At 39.5% G+C, this 23,846-nt stretch carries 24 protein-coding genes, 1 pseudogene and 1 riboswitch; of the genes and pseudogenes, 21 read left to right on the top strand and 4 right to left on the bottom strand.

Annotated features, from left to right (window positions below; all coding sequences use genetic code 11):
• The first annotated feature begins 84 nt into the window (after window positions 1–84).
• From J7I93_RS01970 to J7I93_RS01940, 7 genes are all read left to right on the top strand, one after another.
• The gene (locus tag J7I93_RS01970) at window positions 85–801 is read left to right on the top strand and encodes a response regulator transcription factor (protein WP_214722772.1); all 717 of its coding nucleotides are present in this window, start codon (window positions 85–87) and stop codon (window positions 799–801) included.
• Window positions 798–2,582: an ATP-binding protein gene (locus J7I93_RS01965; protein WP_214722771.1), complete on the top strand. Its 1,785-nt coding sequence runs from the start codon at window positions 798–800 to the stop codon at window positions 2,580–2,582. The genes J7I93_RS01970 and J7I93_RS01965 overlap by 4 nt, the downstream gene beginning before the upstream one ends.
• Window positions 2,583–2,776: 194 nt before the next feature.
• Window positions 2,777–3,328 carry an RNA polymerase sigma factor SigX gene (gene sigX / locus J7I93_RS01960; RefSeq protein WP_214722770.1) on the top strand — a complete coding sequence of 184 codons (552 nt, stop codon included), beginning with the start codon at window positions 2,777–2,779 and terminating at the stop codon, window positions 3,326–3,328.
• Window positions 3,303–4,568: a hypothetical protein gene (locus J7I93_RS01955; protein WP_214722769.1), complete on the top strand. Its 1,266-nt coding sequence runs from the start codon at window positions 3,303–3,305 to the stop codon at window positions 4,566–4,568. The genes sigX and J7I93_RS01955 overlap by 26 nt, the downstream gene beginning before the upstream one ends.
• Before the next feature lie 406 nt (window positions 4,569–4,974).
• A complete protein-coding gene (locus J7I93_RS01950) occupies window positions 4,975–5,925 on the top strand; it encodes a M23 family metallopeptidase (protein ID WP_214722768.1) in 951 nt (316 codons plus the stop codon).
• 64 nt (window positions 5,926–5,989) lie between these two features.
• Complete coding sequence (locus J7I93_RS01945) at window positions 5,990–6,802, top strand: histidinol-phosphatase (RefSeq protein ID WP_214722767.1); 813 nt, start codon at window positions 5,990–5,992, stop codon at window positions 6,800–6,802.
• A 436-nt stretch (window positions 6,803–7,238) separates the two neighbouring features.
• Window positions 7,239–7,409, top strand: a riboswitch (FMN riboswitch).
• Between the two features lie 162 nt (window positions 7,410–7,571).
• Window positions 7,572–8,156, top strand: coding sequence for an ECF transporter S component (locus J7I93_RS01940; protein WP_214722766.1), 585 nt, complete (start codon window positions 7,572–7,574; stop codon window positions 8,154–8,156).
• Between the two features lie 155 nt (window positions 8,157–8,311).
• On the opposite strand, the gene J7I93_RS01935 is transcribed toward J7I93_RS01940, so the two are convergent.
• A complete protein-coding gene (locus J7I93_RS01935; protein ID WP_026584182.1) occupies window positions 8,312–8,560 on the bottom strand; it encodes a ferredoxin in 249 nt (82 codons plus the stop codon).
• 304 nt (window positions 8,561–8,864) lie between these two features.
• Between J7I93_RS01935 and J7I93_RS01930 the strand changes: the two genes are divergently transcribed.
• The 5 genes from J7I93_RS01930 (at window position 8,865) to J7I93_RS01910 (ending at window position 13,729) form a co-directional block, all read left to right on the top strand.
• Window positions 8,865–9,923: a YpbB family protein gene (locus J7I93_RS01930; RefSeq protein ID WP_214722765.1), complete on the top strand. Its 1,059-nt coding sequence runs from the start codon at window positions 8,865–8,867 to the stop codon at window positions 9,921–9,923.
• The gene (locus J7I93_RS01925) at window positions 9,920–11,419 is read left to right on the top strand and encodes a RecQ family ATP-dependent DNA helicase (RefSeq protein WP_214722764.1); all 1,500 of its coding nucleotides are present in this window, start codon (window positions 9,920–9,922) and stop codon (window positions 11,417–11,419) included. Before J7I93_RS01930 ends, J7I93_RS01925 begins: the two co-directional genes overlap by 4 nt.
• A gap of 6 nt (window positions 11,420–11,425) precedes the next feature.
• Window positions 11,426–12,049 (top strand): CPBP family intramembrane glutamic endopeptidase, encoded by a 624-nt coding sequence (locus tag J7I93_RS01920; RefSeq protein WP_214722763.1) that lies wholly within the window; start codon window positions 11,426–11,428, stop codon window positions 12,047–12,049.
• 382 nt (window positions 12,050–12,431) lie between these two features.
• Window positions 12,432–13,154, top strand: a complete 723-nt coding sequence (locus J7I93_RS01915) for a LysM peptidoglycan-binding domain-containing protein (protein WP_214722762.1) — start codon at window positions 12,432–12,434, stop codon at window positions 13,152–13,154.
• A gap of 116 nt (window positions 13,155–13,270) precedes the next feature.
• Window positions 13,271–13,729, top strand: coding sequence for a YpbF family protein (locus J7I93_RS01910; protein ID WP_214722761.1), 459 nt, complete (start codon window positions 13,271–13,273; stop codon window positions 13,727–13,729).
• 58 nt (window positions 13,730–13,787) lie between these two features.
• Here the strand turns inward: J7I93_RS01910 and J7I93_RS01905 are convergent, their stop codons facing one another.
• The 3 genes from J7I93_RS01905 to J7I93_RS01895 form a co-directional block, all read right to left on the bottom strand.
• Window positions 13,788–14,357 (bottom strand): manganese catalase family protein, encoded by a 570-nt coding sequence (locus J7I93_RS01905; RefSeq protein WP_214722760.1) that lies wholly within the window; start codon window positions 14,355–14,357, stop codon window positions 13,788–13,790.
• A 107-nt stretch (window positions 14,358–14,464) separates the two neighbouring features.
• Window positions 14,465–14,725, bottom strand: a complete 261-nt coding sequence (locus J7I93_RS01900; RefSeq protein WP_214722758.1) for a spore coat protein CotJB — start codon at window positions 14,723–14,725, stop codon at window positions 14,465–14,467.
• Window positions 14,722–14,952 carry a spore coat associated protein CotJA gene (locus J7I93_RS01895; RefSeq protein ID WP_214722757.1) on the bottom strand — a complete coding sequence of 77 codons (231 nt, stop codon included), beginning with the start codon at window positions 14,950–14,952 and terminating at the stop codon, window positions 14,722–14,724. The genes J7I93_RS01900 and J7I93_RS01895 overlap by 4 nt, the downstream gene beginning before the upstream one ends.
• A gap of 145 nt (window positions 14,953–15,097) precedes the next feature.
• Between J7I93_RS01895 and J7I93_RS01890 the strand changes: the two genes are divergently transcribed.
• The 9 genes and pseudogenes from J7I93_RS01890 (at window position 15,098) to J7I93_RS01855 (ending at window position 23,807) form a co-directional block, all read left to right on the top strand.
• Window positions 15,098–15,730, top strand: coding sequence for a CBS domain-containing protein (locus J7I93_RS01890; protein WP_214723030.1), 633 nt, complete (start codon window positions 15,098–15,100; stop codon window positions 15,728–15,730).
• A gap of 60 nt (window positions 15,731–15,790) precedes the next feature.
• Window positions 15,791–16,186, top strand: a complete 396-nt coding sequence (locus J7I93_RS01885) for a hypothetical protein (RefSeq protein WP_214722756.1) — start codon at window positions 15,791–15,793, stop codon at window positions 16,184–16,186.
• 23 nt (window positions 16,187–16,209) lie between these two features.
• Entirely contained in the window at window positions 16,210–16,980 is a 771-nt protein-coding gene (locus tag J7I93_RS01880; RefSeq protein WP_214722755.1) for a metallophosphoesterase, read from the top strand.
• Between the two features lie 83 nt (window positions 16,981–17,063).
• Complete coding sequence (locus tag J7I93_RS01875; protein ID WP_214722754.1) at window positions 17,064–17,969, top strand: MerR family transcriptional regulator; 906 nt, start codon at window positions 17,064–17,066, stop codon at window positions 17,967–17,969.
• 231 nt (window positions 17,970–18,200) lie between these two features.
• Window positions 18,201–18,782, top strand: a complete 582-nt coding sequence (locus tag J7I93_RS01870) for a genetic competence negative regulator (RefSeq protein WP_214722753.1) — start codon at window positions 18,201–18,203, stop codon at window positions 18,780–18,782.
• A gap of 361 nt (window positions 18,783–19,143) precedes the next feature.
• Entirely contained in the window at window positions 19,144–20,418 is a 1,275-nt protein-coding gene (locus J7I93_RS01865; RefSeq protein WP_214722752.1) for a Glu/Leu/Phe/Val family dehydrogenase, read from the top strand.
• A gap of 228 nt (window positions 20,419–20,646) precedes the next feature.
• Window positions 20,647–21,630: a YpdA family putative bacillithiol disulfide reductase gene (locus tag J7I93_RS01860; RefSeq protein ID WP_214723028.1), complete on the top strand. Its 984-nt coding sequence runs from the start codon at window positions 20,647–20,649 to the stop codon at window positions 21,628–21,630.
• A 923-nt stretch (window positions 21,631–22,553) separates the two neighbouring features.
• Window positions 22,554–22,853 (top strand): annotated as a pseudogene (locus J7I93_RS25585) (methyl-accepting chemotaxis protein); the annotation flags it as partial.
• Between the two features lie 108 nt (window positions 22,854–22,961).
• Window positions 22,962–23,807 (top strand): methyl-accepting chemotaxis protein, encoded by an 846-nt coding sequence (locus tag J7I93_RS01855; protein ID WP_483297119.1) that lies wholly within the window; start codon window positions 22,962–22,964, stop codon window positions 23,805–23,807.
• Window positions 23,808–23,846: the final 39 nt, after the last annotated feature.

Here is a 23,846-nt window from a genome sequence, read left to right as displayed (position 1 = left end):
AGCGGAAATCAACGGGCATCATTCATAAACAGAACACAATCTATGAGAAATGAGGCATATTAAATCATTAGGGGGATTTGTGAAATGGAAAACGAAGTAAAGATTTTAGTAGTGGATGATGAGGAAAGAATTCGCCGATTATTAAAAATGTATCTTGAACGGGAAAATTACACAATTGATGAAGCAGAGGATGGAAATCAGGCTTTATCAAAGGCGTTGGCAAACGATTATGATGTCATTCTTCTTGACTTAATGATGCCCGGCAAGGACGGGCTTGAAGTGTGCAAGGATCTTAGAGAAAAAAAAGCTACTCCTGTTATCATGCTAACCGCTAAAGGTGAAGAGGTAAACCGTGTTCAGGGCTTTGAGGTAGGAACTGATGATTATATTGTAAAACCGTTCAGTCCAAGGGAAGTTGTTTTGCGAGTAAAGGCATTATTGCGAAGATCTTCGAAAACGACTTACCTTCAAACAGAAACCACGGCCAAAGATGTGATTGTGTTTCCGCATTTAACAATTGATAATGATGCCCACAGAGTATTGGCTGATGGAAAAGAAGTAAGTTTAACGCCAAAAGAATATGAATTGCTTTACTTTCTTGCAAAGGCACCAGATAAGGTCTTTGATCGTGAGCAGCTGTTGAAAGAAGTATGGCACTATGAATTTTTTGGGGATTTAAGAACAGTAGATACCCACGTGAAACGCCTTCGTGAAAAACTAAACAAAGTTTCCGAACAGGCTGCCAGAATGATTGTGACGGTATGGGGCGTGGGCTATAAGTTCGAGGTTATCAATGAATGATGCTTTGGCGGAGTGTAGTAGGTAAGCTTTGGGGTACAATCCTCTTATTGGTTTCCTTCGTATTGCTAATATTAACTGTGATGCTTTTGGAGTTTTTTGAGAATTACCATATAAATGAGACGGAAAAAGGGCTGACCAATACAGCCCACAAAATCACCAGGATTTTGAAAGAGCATGACCGGGATGTTGGTTTGGAAATTTCCTGGGAGCTTGTTGATGATGTTACAAAAGTGGTCATTATTAATACGCCGGCAGAATATTATTATTCTCCCAACCATACAGACGCATTGAAGCTGCCGGTGTCTTATCTGACAGAGGAGAAAGACTTAAAAGAAGTCCTTACAAAAAATAAAACGGTCAAAAAAGTATCCTCTGTCAATCCAGAATATGCGGATGCAGGCGCTGATGATGAAAGCAGGATTTTGATTATAGGTGTCCCGCTTGAACTCGGTAACAGCAATGGAGCTGTTTTTATCTACCAGTCTATTGAGGTTATGCAGGAAACTACAAGATCAACAACAAAATTTATTTTGCTTGCAGCAGGAGTCGCAATCATCTTAACAACAATTTTTGCGTTTTTCTTATCAACAAGAATTAACGCACCGCTAAGAAAGATGAAAGAGGCTGCTTTTGAAGTGGCAAGAGGGAAATTCGATACAAAGGTTCCAATTCTTACACATGATGAAATAGGTGAATTAGCTACCGCGTTTAATCAAATGGGCAGGCAGCTGAAATTCAATATGAATGCCCTTAGTCAGGAAAAAGAACAGCTTGCAAGTATTCTAAGCGGTATGGCTGATGGTGTTATCACGTTTAACAGGGATGGTACCATTCTTATAACAAATCCTCCTGCCGAACGCTTTTTACAAAGCTGGTTCTATGAGCAGGGTGAGGCTGTTAAAAATACTGAGGCCGTGCCTTCCAAAGTAATGGAGCTTTTTCAACTGGCAGTTAACACCGAAAAAGAGCAGATCGGTGAAATTTCCATTCAAGGCCGATCATGGGTGATCATTGTCAGCCCTTTATATAATAATAAGTTTATACGAGGCGCTGTCGCTGTAATCAGGGATATGACAGAAGAACGCAAACTTGATAAACTCCGCAACGATTTCATTGCCAATGTTTCACATGAATTAAGAACGCCAATTTCCATGATGCAGGGATATAGTGAGGCAATCGTAGATGATATTGCCGGAACGGTTGAAGAGAAAAAAGAAATGGCAAGTGTCATTTATGACGAATCCTTAAGAATGGGAAGGCTTGTAAATGAACTTCTCGATCTGGCAAGAATGGAAGCGGGGCATATTCAACTGACAATGGAAGAAATAGAAGTAAATGCATATCTGCAAAGGATCATCCGTAAATTTCAAGGCCTTGCAAAAGATAAAGATATTAGTCTTCAATTCGACTTGGAGAGCAAGGAAACGTTTATACCTTTTGATCCGGACAGGATCGAGCAAGTGATGACAAACCTGATCGATAATGCAATCCGCCATACACCAGAGAATGGCGAAGTTAAAGTAATGGAGCATAGCGACGAGCGCGGATTGTTTATTGAAGTGAAAGACTCAGGATCGGGCATACCTGAAGAAGATCTGCCATTTGTATTTGAACGTTTTTATAAAGCGGATAAAGCAAGGACCAGAGGGCGCTCGGGAACCGGACTTGGATTGGCTATCGCCAAAAATATTATTGAGGCACACAAGGGCCATATCACTGTTCAAAGCAAGCTGGGACAAGGTACGACATTTTCTATTTTTATTCCTCGAAATGAAGGGTAAAATCGAGAAATGTGGCGATTGTTCTTGATACACGGGAAACATTTGCTGAACATTTTATCAACTGAAAGTAAATAGAATTCTGGGGGAAGGAGATGTCGAATTATCCTTCCTTTTTTTTATGAATAATAATATAGTTAAATTGTAACTTTTTTTAGAGAGATAACGACTATTTAATTGAACGGGGAGGGGAATCCATGGACTCCGTTTTTGATGAACTTTATAAAAAATATCATCATGATGTCTTTCAATTTCTTTTTTATATGGTCAAAAACAAGGAACTGGCTGAGGACCTGGTCCAAGAAGTCTATATAAGAGTATTAAAATCATATGAACGTTTTGAAGGAAAAAGCAGTGAAAAAACATGGCTTTTTTCGATTGCCCGCAATGTTGCCATCGATTCTTTCCGCAAACAAAAAGGGTGGAAGCAAAAGATTATGGAGAAATTTGACTGGTCTACCCAGCAGGTAAAGGATGAGCTCCCCCTGCCGGAAGAAATCGCCATGCAAAGGGAAGAAATTCAACTGATCTACCGATGCCTGGATTTGTGCACAGTTGACCAGCGGCTGGTTATCGTCATGAGATACATTCATGAGCTTACCATTACTGAAACTGCCCAGGCATTAGGCTGGACTGAAAGTAAAGTTAAGACAACTCAGCATAGAGCATTAAAGGTTTTGAAAAAATATATGGAAGACATAATGGTAAAGGAGGGGATGAATAATGAGGAAGTCAAAGTGGAGCGATGAGCAGATCGAAGAATTATTAAGTCAGATGCCAAAAATAAAAGATAACCGTGATCCAAGAGAAATCTATCAAAGCATTGAGATGAAAATCGGAAAACGAAAACAAAAAACATGGATCCTGCCTGCCGCTGCCGCCGCCGCTGCCTTGCTCCTATTTTTTATTCTTGCCCCAAGCCTTATAAATTGGCAGGAGTCTGCCGATAAATCAGTCGAAATCCAAGCTGATAAATCTTCTTCATCTGCAGAGATTGCCACTGAAAATAATCTTTTTGAAGCCGAAGATGATGAAGCCGAATTAAAAGCAAAGGAAGAAATAGGGGAGGATAAAGCTGAACAATTTGATGATGCTTCTAAAAATAATGCGGAAACAGAATCAAATGATCAGATTAGCTTGAAATCTTTAGATGCTAATACGAGTCCTACTGCTGTTTATGAGGAAGATTTGACCGGGAAAGAAGTCCTGACGTATGCGATTCCGGATCAGACTGCTCAAAACATCGTTCCGGTCAGCGTTCTGGTTGAGGAGGATCCCGCAAAGTCCAAATTTGAATTATTTGAAGACAGCATGAGCAGGCTGACTGAAGAGGAATGGGGATTAACCGACTATTATCCACTAAAAGCAAATTTTAGTTATGACCAGGAAAATAGAACATTAACAGTTGATGTACCTGAGGACCATCCTTATAGTATGTCCTCTACTACTGAACTGCTGCTTGAAAAGGTTCTTGGAAATGTTATGCATAATCTTGAAATAGAAAAGGTTAACCTTGCAACAGAGGGTCAAAAGGGCATTGAATTTAGCCATTTCGGATATAGAGAAAGCCTTGTGCCGGAAAAAGGCACTGGCAACTTAATATATTATTTTCTGTATCCGGATGGATCGGAATCTAAGCCCTTTATGGTTCCTCTAAGGGAAAAGTTCGATTCTATAAAAGACGCTCTAAGGGCTATGAAAGAGAACCGTGGCGAAGACAATTTGCAGGCATCCATTCCTGAAGATATCAATTTTGAAGCAGAAGAAATACAGGAACGGAAGCTTCTGATCCGCTTCGAAAGTGAATCTGAAATTATTGATAATGAACCAACACTCCATACCATAGAAGCGATCCTGCTGACTGCAAAGGAATTTAACTTTGAAACAGTTAAGCTTGAAAATGCTGATGTTGATAAGATTGGCAACTTTGACCTATCTAATGAATTAAAAGTGCCGGTGGCGGCAAATAAACGTGAATTGCCAAATTAAAGAGGCGGCCCATTGAGGCCGTTTTTTTGTTGTGCAAAACAAATTTTGGAGAGGATGGTTTGGCATTCTGGTGAGTGGAACAAATGGCATGAGATGCTCAGATAAACATTCGCATTTCCTTCGTCGAATGTTTATCCGATGAAGCTTTTTTTTCAAAGTTCTGCAGGAGAAGCGGGTCATAGGGAGCTCTCGGAATGGAAATCAACAGACAAGTTTAACAGAACTTTGCATAAAAAACCTCAGGCAGGAAGTATACTAACAAATGTGCTTTTGGAACCAATATCCAAATATACTTCGGTTCTAAAAAAGTACAAGCTGTCATAGGGTGAAAAAGAGAGCCGCCGAAGATTTTTTAATAGCTCAAAATTCAGCTAGTGATTCAAGCTAACAATTTAGGAGGAAAAGAATGAGGGATTACATAAGACGTTTCTTTATTGCAGGAATAATGGCTCTTTGTGTTGGTCTATTATTTCTCGGAGGGAAGCATTCTAAAGCTGCCGAGCTAAATGTTGAAGACCTTACAAAGGACTGGATGTGGCCTGCAGATGGTGTAATTACAGATACATTTGGGACAAGGCATGGCCAACATAAGGGAATCGATATTGCTGCCGAATCCGGTTCGCCAGTTTATGCTGTCGACTCTGGAATTGTATCAAAATCGTATTATTCACAAACTTATGGACATGTTATTTTTATTAAGCACAGCAACCAAACGGAAACCGTTTATGCACATATGAACGAGCGCTTGGCCGGAAAAGGGCAACAAGTTAATCAAGGTGAGAAAATAGGAACAATGGGGAACACCGGCGACTCTTCCGGAGTGCATCTCCACTTTGAAATACATAAACGAGAATGGACAGTTGATAAAGAAAATGCGGTCGATCCTTTTGTAGCTTATGGGAAGGAAGAAATTGGACAACCTGTGTATGCTGCATTAAATGAAGAAAGTGCACAGGAGGTATCAGCCCAACTATCGCAGCTTGGACCGGGGCAGACTCGAATACTGGAACACCCAACTGAAAATGCCGAAATACTTGCACCTGAACCAGGCCAGGGGGAAGAATCGGTCCATATTGTCCAACAGGGCGAAACGCTTTGGGAGATTGCAAGGATGTATAATTTATCAGTTAAAGCCATTGCGAATTTGAATAAAATTGAACAAAATAAAATTGTGTCGGGCCAAAAGCTCAGAATTAGGGCAGAAAACTATGAGAGATATGCCGTGAAAAAAGGTGACACTCTTACAGCCATTGCAAATCACTATCAAACTTCAGCAGAATTAATCAAGGAAATCAACAAACTGGATACAGATATTATTCATGTTGGACAATTGCTAATTATCCGCCAAAATGAGTAGATTATGATTGCGTCGCTTTACTCCCTTAAAGTATAATGGTAGAAAACTTGGGGGAGTTGGAGAAATGCTGACGGATTATCATAATCATCTTGAAAATGGCACATTAAGCTTGGAATATTTAAGGAAATTTACAGATGCTGCTGCACAAAAAGGCATTGAAAGCTTTGGAGTCTCCGAGCATGCCTATCATTTCTACCAGACAGCAGACATCCTGCAGAATCCATGGGTAAATGAGAGACGGTACTATGACATGAAAGACTATGTGAATGTTTTTCATGAAGCCTGGAACAATGGAATAGATGTCAAGATGTCTATCGAAATGGATTACACGCCAGGAAAGCATAAAGAAATGAATAAGTTTATCGAAAATTACTCTTTTGATTACGTAATCGGCTCCATTCACTGGGTAGGGGATTTTGGAATAGACCTTGCAGAGTATAGAAAAGAATGGGATAAAAGAGATCTTTACGATGTCTATCGTAAATATTTTGATCAGGTCGTAACATTAGCACAATCTAATTTATTTGATATCGTAGGTCATCTTGACTTAGTGAAGATCTTTAAATATGTACCGCAAGATGAAGAATTTTTACTGGAACAGTATGACCGTGCAGCCAATGCCCTTGCGGAATCAAAGACCTGTGTGGAAATTAGTACAGCCGGTTTGCGGAAGCCTGTTGGGGAACTATACCCTGATAAAAGACTTTTGCAGAAATGTTACGAAAAAAATATCCCGATTGTGCTTTCATCTGATGCGCATTTTCCAGAACATGTAGGAGCCAACTTCGACCAGGCAATTGCGCTTGCGAAGGAAGTGGGTTATCAGTCAATAATGACCTTCTCTAAAGGAGAAAGAAAAGAATATCCTTTAGGGTGATAAAAAGGATGGCTTGGGGGCCATCCTTTTATATGGGAATGAATAAAAATCCACTGAAAATGAACTGTATCCGAAAAAGCCTGGGCGCTCGTAAAAAAAAGCAAAGGCGCATGCAAAAGTGATATCCGCGCATAAAGGGCAGGAGAACGTGCAGAAGTAGCCAACCCCGCATGTAAAACCTGGAAAGCTGCGCACAAATTGATAACCGCTTATAAAAATCGGGAATCCACGCAAAACAATTTAGACTCCTGACATAAAGTTCAGTAACATTATCTCGGACACAGCTATTAAATAGTCTATTGTTGATAAAACATTTCTCTCAGAACGCTTAAAAAGGTAAAATAACTTGAATTTCTTCACCAGTATGATAGAGAGAATATATCCCTTCACATTACATCTTTTTTTCAGTATAATAAGAGATGTAAAAATTAATACGGTCTATCTTCGGGGCAGGGTGAAATTCCCGACCGGCGGTGATGAGTTTTTTTAACTCTAAGCCCGCGAGCCTGAGAGTAAAGTCTTCTTTAACAACACTTTACGCTTTAATTGGGCAGGATTTGGTGCAATTCCAAAGCCGACAGTACAGTCTGGATGGGAGAAGATGGAGGTTCTGCAGACGTTCAAAAAATGCAGGTTTTGAACGGTTATTAAGCGTGCCTTTGTAATTCTCCCTCAAGTGATTTAGCTTGAGGGATTTTTATTTCAGAGACATTTGCTTTGCCGAACCTTTCTTCTATAGGAGAGATAGTCCTAAAAAGGAGAGAGGAACATGAAAAAACTTAATATCAAAGCTTTAGTATCAATCGGGATGCTTAGCAGTATTTCTTACATTTTAATGCTGCTGAATTTTCCAATCCCGCCATTTCCACAATTTTTAATGATTGACTTCAGCGATATCCCTGCATTGATCGCAGCGTTAATCTTTGGCCCGGCGGCAGGAATCTTAGTTGAATTCATTAAAAACATTCTTGATTATTTTATGACTGGCAGCGCAACAGGAGTTCCTGTTGGCCATATTGCAAACTTCGCAGCTGGCATTTTGTTTGTCTTGCCAACTTACTATGTATACAACAAGCTGAAAACAAAAAAGGGCATGACCTTCGGACTGGTTATTGGCACAATGTTTATGGCTGTAATCATGAGTGTGTTAAATTATTTCATCATTTTGCCGGCATATACATTCTTTTTAAACTTCCCTTCAATGTCTGCACCGGAGATGCGCACGATGATTGTGACAGGTATTTTGCCATTTAATATTGTTAAAGGTTTAATAATCTCTATTGTTTTCATGTTATTATTTACACGCATGGGAACATGGGTGAACAAGCAGGCTACGCTTAAAAACGCAGCTTAGTTAAATATAAATTATCAAAAGCAACGGCTATGTGTGCCGTTGTTTTTTTTGCTTTCCCAAAACTGGACCTTGTTGTCCCTTCTCTGCAAATAAAAACTCCCTTTCATCATGAAAGGGAGCAGTAGCTTAACTTGGATTAGAATATAATTGAAGATCTATTCGTATTTAAGCGGGTCGCCGTCAAACGCATCGTCAGCTACTTTAATTGAATCAGTTGGGCAGCCTTCAAAAGCATCCATCATATCATCAATTAATACATCCGGAATTTCAACGATTCCCTGGTTATCATCAAGGGTAACGAATGCAATGCCTTCGTCATCGTAATCATAAATGTCTGGTGCAGCTGCTCCACAAGCACCACATGCGATGCATGTCTCTTTGTCAACAATCGTATACTTTGCCATGAAAAAAACCTCCCAAGATTTAAACAAATAATCGACCATCATGAAGATGGTAACGCATTCCTCATATCTATTGTAAAACTGTATGGGCAACTTTTCAATAGAAAATGTATTGAGAATGCTTATCATAACTGGGTTTGGGCTTTAATTTACCCTAAATCATTTATTTAAAACAGTTTGCTTATTTCTTTCATGATAAAATGGAGAGAGAGGCACAAATTATCGTATATGCTCGTAAATGCACATAATTCCAAAAACATCATGAAGGCTGCATAAAATAAAATCAGCAATCAATAAGGTGAGAACCATGGAAAATTCTTATTTAAAGATAGTTATTTTATATTGTATAAAGGAACTGAAGGGTCAGAGGACGATCTTTTCCATTCTGCACTTGTTAAATGGCAAAAAGTCTTCTCAAACGATACAGGATGCCCACTTATTCCAATTAACCCGCTTCTTTAAAACATTTGGGCAATTAAGTCGTTCTGAGCTTGAGCAGCATGCAAAAGAGATGGAAGCCGTAAGTTGGATTAGTCAGGATGAAAATAGCCATTTTGTTTTGACTGCAGAAGGAGAAAGGTATTTGCAAAGTTCTTTATTAAATTGCCCGATTCCTTCTTCCTTAAACGGCTGGAAATACCATACGTCCACAGGGATCTTTTGGGAGAGGCTTTCACTCCTTGTTCAGGTTATGTCACATTTAAATTATAATCATACAAAATATCTTCCAATTCAAAGAAAAAGGGAAATTCATGCTTGGCTGAAAGCTTTTTTGAAAACAACTGGAGCTCCCCGAAATGAACTGGGAAAACTTTTGAATAAAGAATTGCAGCACTGTCTTGGCGGTCTAAGTGATATGAATCCTGCTGTTCTTACCCTGAGGCTTACAGGCTTTAATCATATTGGCCTTACCCCTGCTCAGGCTGCCGAGCATCTGGGGGTAAGCCACGATTATTATCACCACCAATTTCTTGGTGTAATCCATTATATTTTGGATTGCCTTATACACAGTCCCTCCCAGTATCCTTTGCTCGGAAAACTGATTTCCGGATCTGAGGATTCTGTTCCGCTAACATTCTCGACTAAAAAAACCTACTCATTGTTAAACCGGGGCTTAGGTTTAGATGAAATAGCACAGATTAGAAATTTAAAAAGAAGTACCATTGAAGATCATGTAGTGGAAGTGGCTTTAAATGAGAGCAACTTTGATATTTCACCGTATGTTGCCGATGACCGGCAAAAATCAATTCTTAAGGCAGCAAATAGCTCTGAGTCAAGGCAGCTTAAACAAATACGTCAATTGGTGCCGGATGCGGATTACTTTGAAATAAGATTAGTTCTGGCAAAGTTTGGAGAAGAGAGATGAATTTAGAAACTATTTTACAAAAGACATTTGGGTATACATCTTTTAGGCCTGGCCAAAAAGAAATCATTGCATCCGTGCTTTCCGGAATGGATACGTTGGCCATGCTTCCCACTGGAACTGGCAAGTCTCTCTGCTATCAGTTTCCTGGATACTTGCTTGAAGGGCAAGTGATTATCATATCTCCTTTACTTTCCCTGATGCAGGACCAGGCAGAACAGCTAATGCTGAGCGGGGAGAAGAAGGTGATTGCTTTCAATTCTTTTTTGACACATGAAGAAAAAAGGCAATCGCTCATGAATTTAAGGCACTTTAAATTTATATTTATTTCACCGGAAATGCTACATTTTGATGCTGTACTGTCTCAGTTGAAGAAATTGCATATTGCTTTATTTGTGGTGGATGAAGCTCACTGTATATCGCAATGGGGCTATGACTTTAGGCCTGATTATTTAAAACTTGGGGAAGTCAGAATGAAGCTCGGAAATCCGCTTACTTTGGCACTTACGGCCACAGCTACTCCAGAGGTAAAGGGAGATATAACAAAATCACTGGGCATAACTGAAGGGAATGAATTTATTTATTCTGTTGACCGTCCTAATATTTCTCTATCAGTGGAAAGGCTGAACAGCTATCGCGACAAAATAGAAAGACTTGCTGAACTTGCTGAAACAATAGAGGGTCCCGGAATCATATATTTTTCAAGCAAAAAAATGGCGGAACAGTCTGCAGAGCTACTTCGGGGCCGTGGAGTTGGAAGGGTTATGGCTTACCATGGCGGCATGGACCAGGAAAGCAGGATTCTGGTCCAGCAGCAATTTATTCATGGACAGCTTGATCTTATTTGCGCAACGAGTGCATTTGGCATGGGGATTAATAAAGAGAATATCCGTTATGTCATTCATTTTCATATGCCTATGCAGATCGAATCGTATTTGCAGGAAATTGGACGGGCCGGAAGGGATGGAGATAAAAGTATTGCCATTCTCCTCTATGCTCCTGGGGATGAACAGCTTCCCTATCAGCTTGCAGAAAGCGAATTGCCTGATAAAGTGCAAATTGATTGGATAAAGGGGTGGCTTGAGGATAATCCGGCGGTTATATCAAGTCTATCTCAATACGAAGAGCAACTCAGACAGCTATCAGGTTTAACTGACACACAATGGCGAGTTTTTGAAGATTTTTTTCAACGGAAAAGCAAACAAGGGATCTCTCTTGAGCAAATTGTGCTGGAGATGAAGATCTATAATCAGAAAAGGCTTGAGTCAAAGAAACAGAGTATTGAAGAAGTATATAGTTGGATGAGTATGAATATATGCCGCCGGGAGCATATTCTTTCTCATTTTAATGAGCAAAAAACAGATGTGATCGCAAACTGCTGCGATGTATGCGGTCTGGAACTTAATGATTTTACAAAAAAGACTAGTAAAGTAAATCAGGAGAATTCGCTATATGATTGGAAGAATCATTTAGATGCGCTTCTGAATCCGGGTGAGTGAATGAAAATGAAGAAGAAATATGTGGATATTATTAAAGACCTGACTGACAAAGAACTGTTATTTCACCTCTATATTACGCAAATTCTACTATTAATCATTTCTTTTATATTAGGTATTATATTATTTGATAGTTTTGGCGCCTTTATAGATCTGTTTAGGTGGAATGATGTTAATATTCTTTTGGTTGGGGGGACAGCTGGAGCTGCTGTTGTAGCTGTGGATTTAATTCTCATGAAGCTGCTCCCTGAATCCCTGTATAATGATGGGGGATTGAATGAAAGGATATTCAGGAGCCGCAATCCGTTGCATATAGCATTGATAGCGGCATTTGTAGCCTTCAGTGAAGAACTGTTATTCAGGGGAGTCATTCAAACGCATTTTGGGCTGGCCATTTCAAGTATTATTTTTGCACTTGTTCATTATAGATATTTATTTAATTGGTTTTTGTTTTTAAATATTATTACATTAAGCTTTTTTATAGGTTATATTTATCTAGTAACCGAAAATTTGCTTGTTACCATGGTTATGCATTTCCTGATTGATTTTCTATTGGGAGTTTTTATCCGTATCCGGCATTCTAAAAATCTGAAGAGGAATGAGCAGGACGGTAATGAGATACACAACGAATAACTAAGCCATTTATAAAAAATTTATTTTATAAAAAGGCTGTTTTTGTAAACTTTGTTGCTATTTAAACAATATTGTAGTGAGGTTGATTTCCGCTTCAGGATGCTCAAGCTTCCGCGGGGTGTGGGCGGTGAGCCTCCTCGGCGCAAAGCACCTGTGGGGTCTCACCTGTCTCACTCCTCCCGCTCGACGTTGAATAAGCATCCTCGAATCATCACCGCACGAAGGAAATGCGAATGAATTTTCGCGGGATTAGCACCTTACGCGCCAATCAACAAACCTTATTTATTGTTTTATTCACAAATCTATTCAAAAACAACAATTTTTTAGAATACAGCCTATAAAATTAGCTTCTTATGAATATTATTACAGGAAGGGATGTTCCATGAATAAAGAAGGTCCTTACAGAGATCAGGCGGAACGGCTCCGTAAAAAGATTGATAGAAAGCAGGAATCGGACAAAGTTGGGTCAAAATCAGCTCTGCCGCCAAGGAGCAGGGTGCATCAGGAAAAAAGAAAAAAGAATAAATGGAAGCTTAAATATCCTGTCATCCGCTTGCTCGCTATGTTTTTTATCCTTCTTCCCATTACTATTCTCAGTATTTACAATTATTTGAGCAAAGAAAGGGGCATGGGAGCTGCTGAAGAAGCTGGAGTTATCGAGACAGGCTTTGAAACCGTTGGCTATGCGACTAACGATTCTAATAAAGGGACTACGATTGAAGTAAGAGAAGATAATATTGCATTAGAATCAGAAGAGCCTGGGAATTCTCCTGCAAAGAGGGAAAGCACAGCAGATTCTGAAACACAATCTTCTCAAAAGGAAGATTCAGAAGATAAGGGTTCTGCAGCAAAGCCTGTACAGAAAGAACATACAAAACCAGTAGAAAAATCTGTATCTGAAAAGGCGTCTGAATCAAAGCAGAAGGAAGAGCCCAAAACAGAAGAAAAAGTTATCTATCATACTGTTAAGCCAAAAGAAACAATCTTTAGAATAGCTATGACCTATTATAAATCACAGGCTGGGATTGATATTATAAAGAAAGCCAATAACTTGCAGTCGAATGAAATTCAGACAGGTCAAGTATTAAAGATTCCGCTTAATTAATAGCAGGAAACTAAGGCTCCCTGTGTTAAGGAAAAAGTGCTTCAAGCCACTCTGCTTCTACAGTCATATAATGTTGTACAAGCTCATACATTATTATGAAAAGAGGAGGGAGAATCTTGGAGTCGCCGATTAGAAAGCTTGATGATCGAACAGACCAGGCTACACGTAAGATGCTTGAAAAAGTAGTGGAGAGAAAGCAAAAGTTTGATAAGTTCAAGTCATGGCATTTGTTTGCCATGTGGGCAACAGTTTTTATATCTTTCTTATATTTTTTGTATATTTACAAAACAGTGATGCAGCCTTTTTCGTATTCATTTGCCTCTATGTTTTCTGCCTTTGTCAACCAGTCGGCCAATTTTTATTTGCTTGTGATTACGGTTGGGTTATATGGGCTGATGAATCTGCTGAGGGAAAAAAGAGAAAAAGCGGAGAAGGAATTTCACGCATTAAGATGTGAAATCATTGATAAGAGCAAGGACTTATGGAAAAAAGAAGATGAATGGAAAAATCGGCATACTGTTTTTGAAATGATGAAAAAAAATTATGACATTAACCTTTTCCATGAGAATAAATAATTTGGTAAACAGTAAAAAGAAGCAGCCAAACTGCTTCTTTTTTCATTGTTAAGTATTATTAAAAGAATTTCTTCTTATCCCGCTCTTCTTTAAGGATTTCAACAGCTTCTCTGAATCGCTGTGAATGGATGATTTCCCTTTCCCTAAGAAAGCGCAATCCATCATTTAAGTCAGTGTCATCGCTCATGTTGATGATCCACTGGTATGTTGCTCTCGCTTTTTCCTCTGCTGCTATATCTTCATATAAATCCGCAATCGGATCCCCCTTGGCCGCGATATAAGAAGCTGTCCAAGGCACACCTGCTGCATTATGATAGAATAATGCGTTATCATGGTTGGCATAATGGGCATCTAGGCCAGCTGCCTTCATTTGATCAGGAGTGGCATCCTTCGTTAATTTATAAACCATCGTAGCAATCATCTCTAAATGGGCAAATTCTTCAGTTCCGATGTCTGTTAAAAGGCCGATAACTTTATCCGGAATGGAATAGCGCTGATTCAAATACCTTAGGGCAGCAGCAAGTTCTCCATCGGCACCGCCGTATTGTTCTATTAAAAACTTTGCCAGCTTCGGATTGCACGAGCTAACCCGGACTGGATATTGCAATTTCTTTTCATAAACCCACATCTTTCTTCAACCCCTCCCTGAAAATCTGCCTTCAGATCACGTTATCTAAGATAAGAATATTTTCGGTTATCAGCGCCTTCGTTAGTGAAGGCGCGCGCAGATGGATATTACACTTGCCATGGCCAAGGAGCGTCATCCCAATTCCAAGGCTGGCCGGAGTAGCTATGGCCGTATTGCATTAATGGGCCATATTTGCTTTCGATTGCATTTCTCAGTTTTTTTCGTTCCTTTGCATAATGATTGAATTGCTTAATCGCATCTGCATCATCATTATGAGTGTCGAGATACAGAGTCAAGTCAACTAACACAAAATCGACTGCTTGCAGTTGTTCGAGAAGCTGGTAGTATTCTGCTGGCATTTGTTTCATGGCTGCTGCCCCTCTCTGGCCTTTTCATATGGGCTATACCAAGGGTCATAGAATGCTTTCCATAGTGTTCCTGTTCGTAAGGCTTGCATTGGTGTGAATTGCTCAAGACCGGGCGGCTGGAATCCCATATATAGATTAGGCGGGGTTGAATATGTTTTAACGGTAATGGGTTTGCAAGGGTCAAAAGGGCTTACATACGGGTGCCAGGTTTTGCGGAGTGTGTACATGCTTATTCCCTCCTCATTTGTGCGTCATTGAATCATATGAGAAATTTCTGGCTTTCATGTTAGTTTTATTTAAGAAAAAGAGGGGATAACGTAGGTGATGGAGAACTTATAAATGGGTCTTATTAATTACTCTGAGGTGATGGCAATGTTTGTGAAAAGTATCATGATACCAAAGCACACCTGTTATACAATTGGACAGGATGAAACATTGAAGACAGCATTAGCAATGCTTGAGGAGCATCAAATTGACGGACTTCCTGTATTGGAAGGCGATAAATACGTCGGCATTATCACCAGATATGGAATATATGAGAACTTCTTTTCATCAGGAAAGTTAAAAGAGGATTTTTTAGGTGCAACACTGGTGAAAGATATCGCCACACATCATGGGCACTATCTTGAGGGAAATGAAATTTTTGAAAAAACTTTATTGGCCCTAAAGGACTTTCCTTTGCTGACGGTTCTGGGAGAAAATCGAAAATTCATGGGTATAGTTACAAGATTTGATGTGCTTGCGCAATTCCAATCTGCTTTCGGCACCAACCGTTCTGGTGTAAGGATTGCTTTTACATCTGTAGAAACGGAGGGGCGGATCGCAAGGCTTGCAGAAATTGCCCACTACTTCCATGAACACATCATTTCCCTTGTGACATTTGATGAAACAGATAAGCTGGTACGCCGCATTGTTATGAAAGTGGAAAAAAATAATAATTTGGATAAGTTCATTAGCAAACTTGAAAAATCGGGGTTTCGTGTTCTTGATATTACAGAAGATTAATTTTGAATATAGTCAACAAAACGAATCCTTCTCATACAATTTGTATGGGAGGGATTTTTTGTGTATTATCAATGGCTGAAACTACTGACTGGCTTAATTAGCGGTTTTTTATTTATAAAGTTTTTTCCGGTGTCCGTCCCAATGAGTATTTCAGATATGATTGTCATATTCGTACTGGAGCCGGGCGGGTTTTTTTTAGGGATGATTTTTTTTATAATCGCTTTTATTGCCAATGCAGAAATGATCAGAAGCGCGATCGAATTAACTGCATTGCTTATAGTATATAAAAGAACACATTTGCTTGAACTTCTGCTGAGTTTATTAATTATCGTAAGTTTTATCATTTTGTCTGCTATTTCTCTTTGGGAAACGATTGCACTTTTCTGTTTTTCAGTAATCTATGGTATTATTTCTTTAGATTTTAAGAAACTAAAATTTGCTGAAGATTATGAGTAAAAGAAATGTATGCAGGAGGAATTATGATTTATATAGTGGCTTTGGCCTTTATAGGCGGTGCAGGATTACTTATCTATATGCTCAAGGAGGCATTCGCGGATAGAATAATATATAAAGAGCTTTCTTTTTCCGAATTCCCGGAAAGCTTCGGAGAAGTAAAGCTTTTTTTTATTTCTGATATTCATAGGCGACAGATTACCGGCAAGCTTATTGGTGAAATCAAAGGGAAAAAACCGGATATAGTGATTATCGGTGGAGATTTAATGGAAAAGGGAGTTCCTTTTGAAAGAGTGAAAAAAAACGTTTTAATGCTAATGGAGGTCGCACCGGTTTATTTTGTATGGGGAAATAATGATTATGAAGTAGACTACCATCAGCTTGATGCCCTTCTTTTAGAATGCGGGGTTAAAATTCTTGATAATACAGCGCTATCCTTTGAATCTCTGAAAGGGGATCGCTTTGTTTTAATTGGAACGGACGATCTAAGCAAGGATAGGGAAAGGCTGGATCTTGCATTGGAAGATGCAGGAACAGGCGGCTTTCGGGTTTTAGTAAGCCATGATCCCAGAATCACTAAAGAAATAAAAAAAGAACATAATATTCATCTTGTGTTGAGCGGTCATACACACGGAGGCCAAATCCATATCTTAGGTTATAGTCCCTATGAAAAGGGGCGGATCAAAGTCCTTCCCGAAACAACGATTCTAATCAGCAATGGATACGGGACGACTGGTGTGCCACTTCGTCTGGGTGCAAAGGCGGAAACTCATTTCATTACTCTTAAGAATGGCTGATCCATAAATGTTACTCAAAACATATACAGAGTTTACACACTAAATTGTAACTTCTATAATTGGAATTGAATGGAGGGCTGAGCATGACTATTGATGAAGGAAAATACAATATTAAGGCTGTTTCAAAAATGCTCGGCATTCAGCCAGGTACTTTAAGAGCATGGGAAAGGCGTTATCAAATTATCGCCCCTAAAAGAAATGAATCAGGTCACAGGCTATATACAGAGGAACATGTAAGAATTTTAAAATGGCTGCTGATGAAGGTTAATCAGGGTTTTTCTATAAGCCAGGCCGTTTCTCTGCTGGAAAACAATGAACTGAATACAGAGCCTATACAGGTGGAAAAGGAAGGAGACAGGTCAAGTATTTTAGCAAATGAGCTACTGGAGTCTCTTCTCCAATTTGATGAACCAAAAGCGCATGATTTGATCAATCAGGCGTTTAGTTTATTTACAATTGATAAAGTGCTTGTTGATATATTGGGTTCATTGCTGGTTAATATCGGCACTCTTTGGGAGGATGGCAAGATTACCAGCGCACATGAGCACTTTGCTTCATCTATTTTAAGATCAAGAATCGGAATGATTCTCCATTCTTTTCCTCATAATTCGGTTTTGCCAAAAGCTATAGCAGTATGCGGTCCCAGTGAAGCACATGAATTAGGCCTTTTGATATTCACACTATTTTTAAGGCGAAAGGGATTCGAAGTGGTTTATCTGGGGACAAGCATTGCAGACGATGATATCCATACAGTAATCAATATTGTAAACCCTAAGTTTTTATTTTTTTCCTGTACCATGAAGGCAAATGTCTCCGAAACTCTGAAACTGTCCGAGAGACTGGTTGCAACCTATGAGTCGCTCAATGTGGGAGTAGGGGGATTCGCTATTGACAGTCTGCCGGAAGAGGAAAAAAAGAAATATAAGGAATTTATACCCGGAAGCTCAAAGAGCGAGTGGGAACGATGGATAAAAGAACATTTAAATTAAGGCTTTTTTCTAAAGGCTGTTCTCCGTGGTTCGCTGAGCATCCTGGAGCGGAAATCAACCTCCCTTAACTACTTGTTTAAAAAGGCGAATTCAGACTAATTTAATGTGGTAAAGCCGGCTCGTATTGCCGGCTAATTTAATTTTTGCCCTCATTTAAAAAGAGACGACTCACAAACTTTTCTGAACTTCATACACTAAACCAAAGAGTTGGTTCAGGGCAGGGGGCTTATTATGCGCTTAGAACGTTTGAATTATAATAAGATCAAAATCTTTCTTACATTAGATGATTTAACAGACAGGGGCCTAACAAAGGAAGATGTCTGGAAAGACTCTTTAAAATGGCATCAGCTATTCCATGAGATGCTTGAGGAAGCAAGTGAAGAATTTGGTGTAGACATTCAAGGGACAGTCGCTGTCGAGATTTTTTCCATGCAGGCCCAAGGAATGGTTATGATTGTCACAATGGAGGAACAGGAGCAGGATGATGAGCTTCTCGACGATGGTTTTATAGAAATGCAAGTAACAGTTGATGGCAGTGAAGACATTCTGTTTGAATTTCAGGATTTTGAGGATGTAATACAAATGGCTAAAAGGCTGAAGCTTGTTCATATTGAGAACGGAAGCCTTTATTCCTATAAAGGAAAATATTTCTATCGTGTTAGCGATATCCACGATGAAGACATCCATAGGGCAGTTGCTATATTGGCTGAGTTTGGAAACCCCTCATTTGCCAGTATCCATCTCATTGAGGAGTATGGCAAAATCATCATAAAAAACAATGCTGCCAAAAAGCTAGTTGAGTTTTTCTTATAAAATAAGAGGGGGAAATATTCCTCCTCTTTCATATTTTAAGGAATTTCTCTTTACTGCTCATGAACCATGCAGAAATTGGGCAAAACAATGGTAAGTTCACGAGCTGCAAAAGCCGCCGAAGAAGAATTGGCCATTGTATATTAAAGAATAAAAATGGATGTTTTCTTTGCCTGTGAGCGGGAAAACAGGTAATAAGAATAAACAGAAAATTCCCTTTAAAATTAGCATTGATAACGGTTTCATAAAAGAATCAAAAAATGCGGAAAAGTGTAGTATTCTTCTTGCATAAATTAAGCAAAGGTGTATACTATTTCATGGAAGCGGACAACTAATGAAAGTGATTTTTCTAGGAGGTTTACAAATGGTAGCCGAGAAAGGTACTGATTCAAATAAAGCTGAAAAACTAGACGTTTTAAAGTCGACGCAAACTGTCATACATAAAGCTTTGGAAAAGTTGGGATATCCAGATGAAGTATATGAGCTTCTAAAAGAGCCAATTCGCATGATGACAGTGAAAATTCCTGTACGGATGGATGACGGAACAGTAAAAGTCTTTACTGGCTACCGGGCCCAGCATAATGATGCTGTAGGTCCTACTAAAGGCGGTATTCGTTTTCACCCGAATGTAACTGAAAAGGAAGTAAAGGCACTGTCTATTTGGATGAGCTTAAAATGCGGAATTGTCGATCTCCCATATGGAGGGGGAAAAGGCGGGATTGTCTGTGATCCGCGGGATATGTCCTTTGGAGAATTAGAACGGTTAAGCCGGGGATATGTACGCGCTATCAGTCAAATTGTAGGTCCAACTAAAGATATTCCGGCACCTGATGTCTTTACAAACTCCCAAATTATGGCGTGGATGATGGATGAATACAGCCGGATTGATGAATTTAACTCTCCTGGCTTCATTACAGGTAAACCTCTTGTACTTGGCGGTTCCCATGGCAGGGAATCTGCAACAGCTAAAGGTGTTACGATATGCATACGTGAAGCTGCAAAGAAAAAGGGCATCAACCTGGAAGGTGCAAGAGTTGTTGTGCAGGGTTTTGGTAATGCGGGCAGCTTCTTGTCAAAATTCATGCATGATGCCGGTGCGAAGGTAGTCGGCATTTCAGATGCATATGGCGGATTGTACGATCCAAATGGTCTTGATATTGACTATCTTCTTGATCGCCGTGACAGCTTTGGTACTGTAACTAAACTCTTTAATGATACAATTACAAATAAAGAGCTGCTGGAACTTGAGTGTGACATTCTCGTTCCTGCCGCTATTGAAAACCAGATAACTGAAGAAAATGCCCATGACATCAGAGCTGGCATCGTTGTAGAAGCTGCAAATGGACCAACTACACTTGAAGCCACTCAAATTCTTACTGAGAGAGGTATATTGCTTGTGCCTGATGTATTGGCATCTGCCGGCGGTGTAACGGTTTCTTATTTTGAATGGGTTCAAAATAATCAGGGCTACTATTGGACAGAAGAAGAAGTGGAAGAAAAGCTAGAGAAGGTAATGGTTAAATCATTCGATAATATCTATCAAACAGCCCAGACGCGCAGAGTGGATATGCGTTTAGCTGCTTACATGGTCGGCGTGCGGAAAATGGCAGAAGCTTCAAGATTCCGCGGCTGGATCTAGAATAGTGTTCTATCTTAAAGTAAATTGATGTAATACATTTGAATAATCATAAAAAATCTCCTATCATAGATTGATGGGAGATTTTTTTAGTAAGACTTTGTTAAAGCTCATGGTTGATTTTGGCACCCTGATGATTGAAGCGGAAACAACAGGTTAACTGAGCTTAGGAAAAAATTTAAATGAGAGCAAGCATTGCTTTCATTTGGTCGTGAACTAAGGAGTGAGAACATCTTGACAATAGACGCTATAATTGTTGGAGGCGGTCCGTGCGGATTGTCAGCAGCCATAGCCCTTCAGGAAATGGGGAAAAATCCGTTAGTCATCGAAAAAGGGAACATTGTAAATGCGATTTACCACTACCCCACACACCAGACTTTTTTCAGCACAAGTGAAAAGCTTGAAATAGGTGGCGTACCATTTATCACAGAAAACTATAAGCCAAAAAGAAATCAGGCGCTTACTTATTACAGAGAAGTTGTGAAAAGAAAAGGAATTAAGATTAACGCCTATGAAAAAGTGGTAGAGATAGCTAAAAAGGGTGAGAACGCTTTTGAAGTTAAAACCGATAAAGGCCAATATGCAGCAAAGTATGTAGTCATTGCTACAGGTTATTATGATCATCCTAATTTTATGGGTGTCCCAGGTGAAGACTTGCCAAAGGTTCACCATTATTTTAAGGAGGCGCACCCTTATTTTGATAAAGACGTCGCTGTTATAGGCGGAAAGAACTCCAGTGTGGATGCTTCAATTGAATTGGTTAAGGCTGAAGCAAGAGTAACAGTCATTTATAGGGGAAAGGAATATTCCCCAAGCATAAAGCCATGGATTTTGCCGGAGTTTGAAGCATTAGTCCGCAATGGTATTATTAAGATGGAATTTAATGCACATGTGAAAGAAATTACTGAAGATCAACTGGTGTACACCAAAGAAAATCACCTATATGAGATAAAAAACGATTTTGTATTTGCGATGACAGGCTATCATCCTGACCATAGCTTTTTAAAAAGTATGGGGATTCAGATTGATGAGGAAACAGGACGACCTCTTTTCGACCCGGATACAATGGAAACAAACATTCAAGGTATCTTTATTGCGGGCGTTATAGCAGCCGGCAATAACGCCAACGAAATCTTTATAGAAAATGGCCGCTTCCATGGAGGGTTAATCGCCCAGGCCATTAATAAAAATGAAAACAAAGCAAAAAAAGGCTGATCCATCTTTGGAAATCAGGTTCGGTTTTCGAGTACAAAAAATAATTAGCAAGCAAATTAGCAGTCCAATTCGCAACTGAATTGGACTGCATCTTTTTTGTTGAATATTAAGGCTTTTTATAAATGTAATGGTATTTTAGCACCATAATTCGCACCTTTCTTAACAGGATGACAAAAGTTAGTGTCAGTGTTCGAATTTGTTTGCTAATTTAATTGGGGATTGAGGTGCTGAAAAATGGTAGGTAGGGTTTTTGATATTCAAGTTAGAAAAGACTCTGTTGTTATTCATTGTTGACTTTTTTGCGGAGGTATAGGAATTCATAGGCGGAGAAATTCCGGTTAATGTGTATAGTAGGGGTACAAGAAGCAGATATAAGCGGATATATTCCGATTAACTTCTATATATATAACTAACTCTAAAGATTAGGTTCATATAAGCGGAAAAACTCCGCTTATTTTGCGAGAAATGTTGGTATTTCCCAAAATAAACGGAATTTTTCCGTTTATTTTTCAAACTTAGTGAAATCAATGCTCTATTATTTGTTCAACTATAGAGTGCCAGATAATGTAAAAAATGCTTGGAGACACGATGTTCCAAGCATTTTTGCTTATCAAATTGTCTGCCTGTTAATTTAAGTGTGAATTACCGTTTGAATAGCAAGGTTAGTTCTAATTTTGTACTTCAAAGCCGAACTACTTACTCTCTAATAGAGCGTGGCGTTTTTTGCTATTTACCAGAAACTGTAATGGCGATAAAGTTTGCAAAGAAAAAACAAAGTATTTAAATAATTATTAAAATCACCGATATATATATTGATATACTTTCTGCCAATCCTATAAAAACGTAAATGAAGGTGGAAAGTAAAGAAAATAGATGGAAGTTCGTTTTTTAATATAAGGATTTAGAAAAAAGGGGTCATTAAAATGAGTCAATTAAGCTACATGCTTCGGACGTTAATCGTCATAATACCTACTGTCATTATTATCAGTTTAGTCGTGAGTATCGGAAATAATTTGGAAGGGCAGGCTTTTTGGATCACAATCGGTTTTATCGCCAGTTTAGGCTCGCTTGCAGGTATTTTATCTGCTTTTATGAATTACCGAAAATTCATAGCGCCAATTGCTAAAATCAATGCCCATTTGGAAGAGCTGGCGGATGGAAATATGTCGAGCCGCCTGGATGAAAACTCGGTTGGCCAGCTAAAATCCATTGCTGCTGCACTGAACCATACGGCTGCTGTATGGCAGGATGTGCTGAATAATGTTGTAATCGCATCAAATGAAGTCACACAATACGCTCAGCAGCTTTCAACTGGTGCCCAGCAAACAAACATGGCAACAAGCCATATTGCCGAAGTGATAGAAGAAGTGGCAGCAGGGGCAGACAATCAGGTGAAAGGAGTTAACACAGCATCTGATGTGATCATGCAAATGTCTGACAGCCTGGGCCAGGTGGCAGCCAATTCTGAACAGGTGACAGAGCAAATCAATGATTCTCTTGAAAAGGCAAATCATGGCTCGCAATCCATTTCAACAGCAGGCTGCCAAATGAATTCCATCCATAACAATGTCCAGGATTTATCTAAAGTTGTCAAAGGATTAGGCCAGCGTTCACAGGAGATTGGCAAAATCATTGAAGTGATAACAGGTATTGCTGCTCAAACAAATTTATTGGCTTTGAATGCTGCCATCGAAGCAGCTCGCGCAGGCGAACAGGGGAAGGGGTTTGCGGTTGTCGCAAATGAAGTCCGCAACCTGGCAGAAAAATCTGCTGAGTCTACTTTGCAGATTAGCCAATTGATTTCACAAATTCAGGAAGAAACCAATCAAGTTGTTCAATCGATGGAAACGGTCAATCATGAAGTGACGGAAGGAATGGATGTGATGAAGGATGCAGGTGATTCTTTCAAACAGATCCAGCAATCTGTCAGCAGTGTTACCCAGCAAATGGAGGAGGTCGCCACCGCTATCCAGCAAATGTCTGCCGGCTCCCTGCAAATGGTTCAGTCCATGGATGAAATTTCTCATGTTGCGAACGAATCGGCCATGGCTACCCAAAGCGTACTCGCTTCCACAGAAGAACAGGCCGCTTCCATGGAAGAAATCTCAAACTCCGCAGGTCGGCTCACAGGCATGGCTGAGGATTTAAAGGAATTAATCAGCAGGTTTAAGTTATAGAACAAAAAGAGTTTAGGCCATGCGGACCTAAACTCTTTT

This window comes from Bacillus sp. ISL-47 (genome assembly GCF_018613175.1).
Lineage (GTDB): Bacteria > Bacillota > Bacilli > Bacillales > Cytobacillaceae > Cytobacillus.
This window is presented reverse-complemented; position numbering and strand designations above follow the sequence as displayed.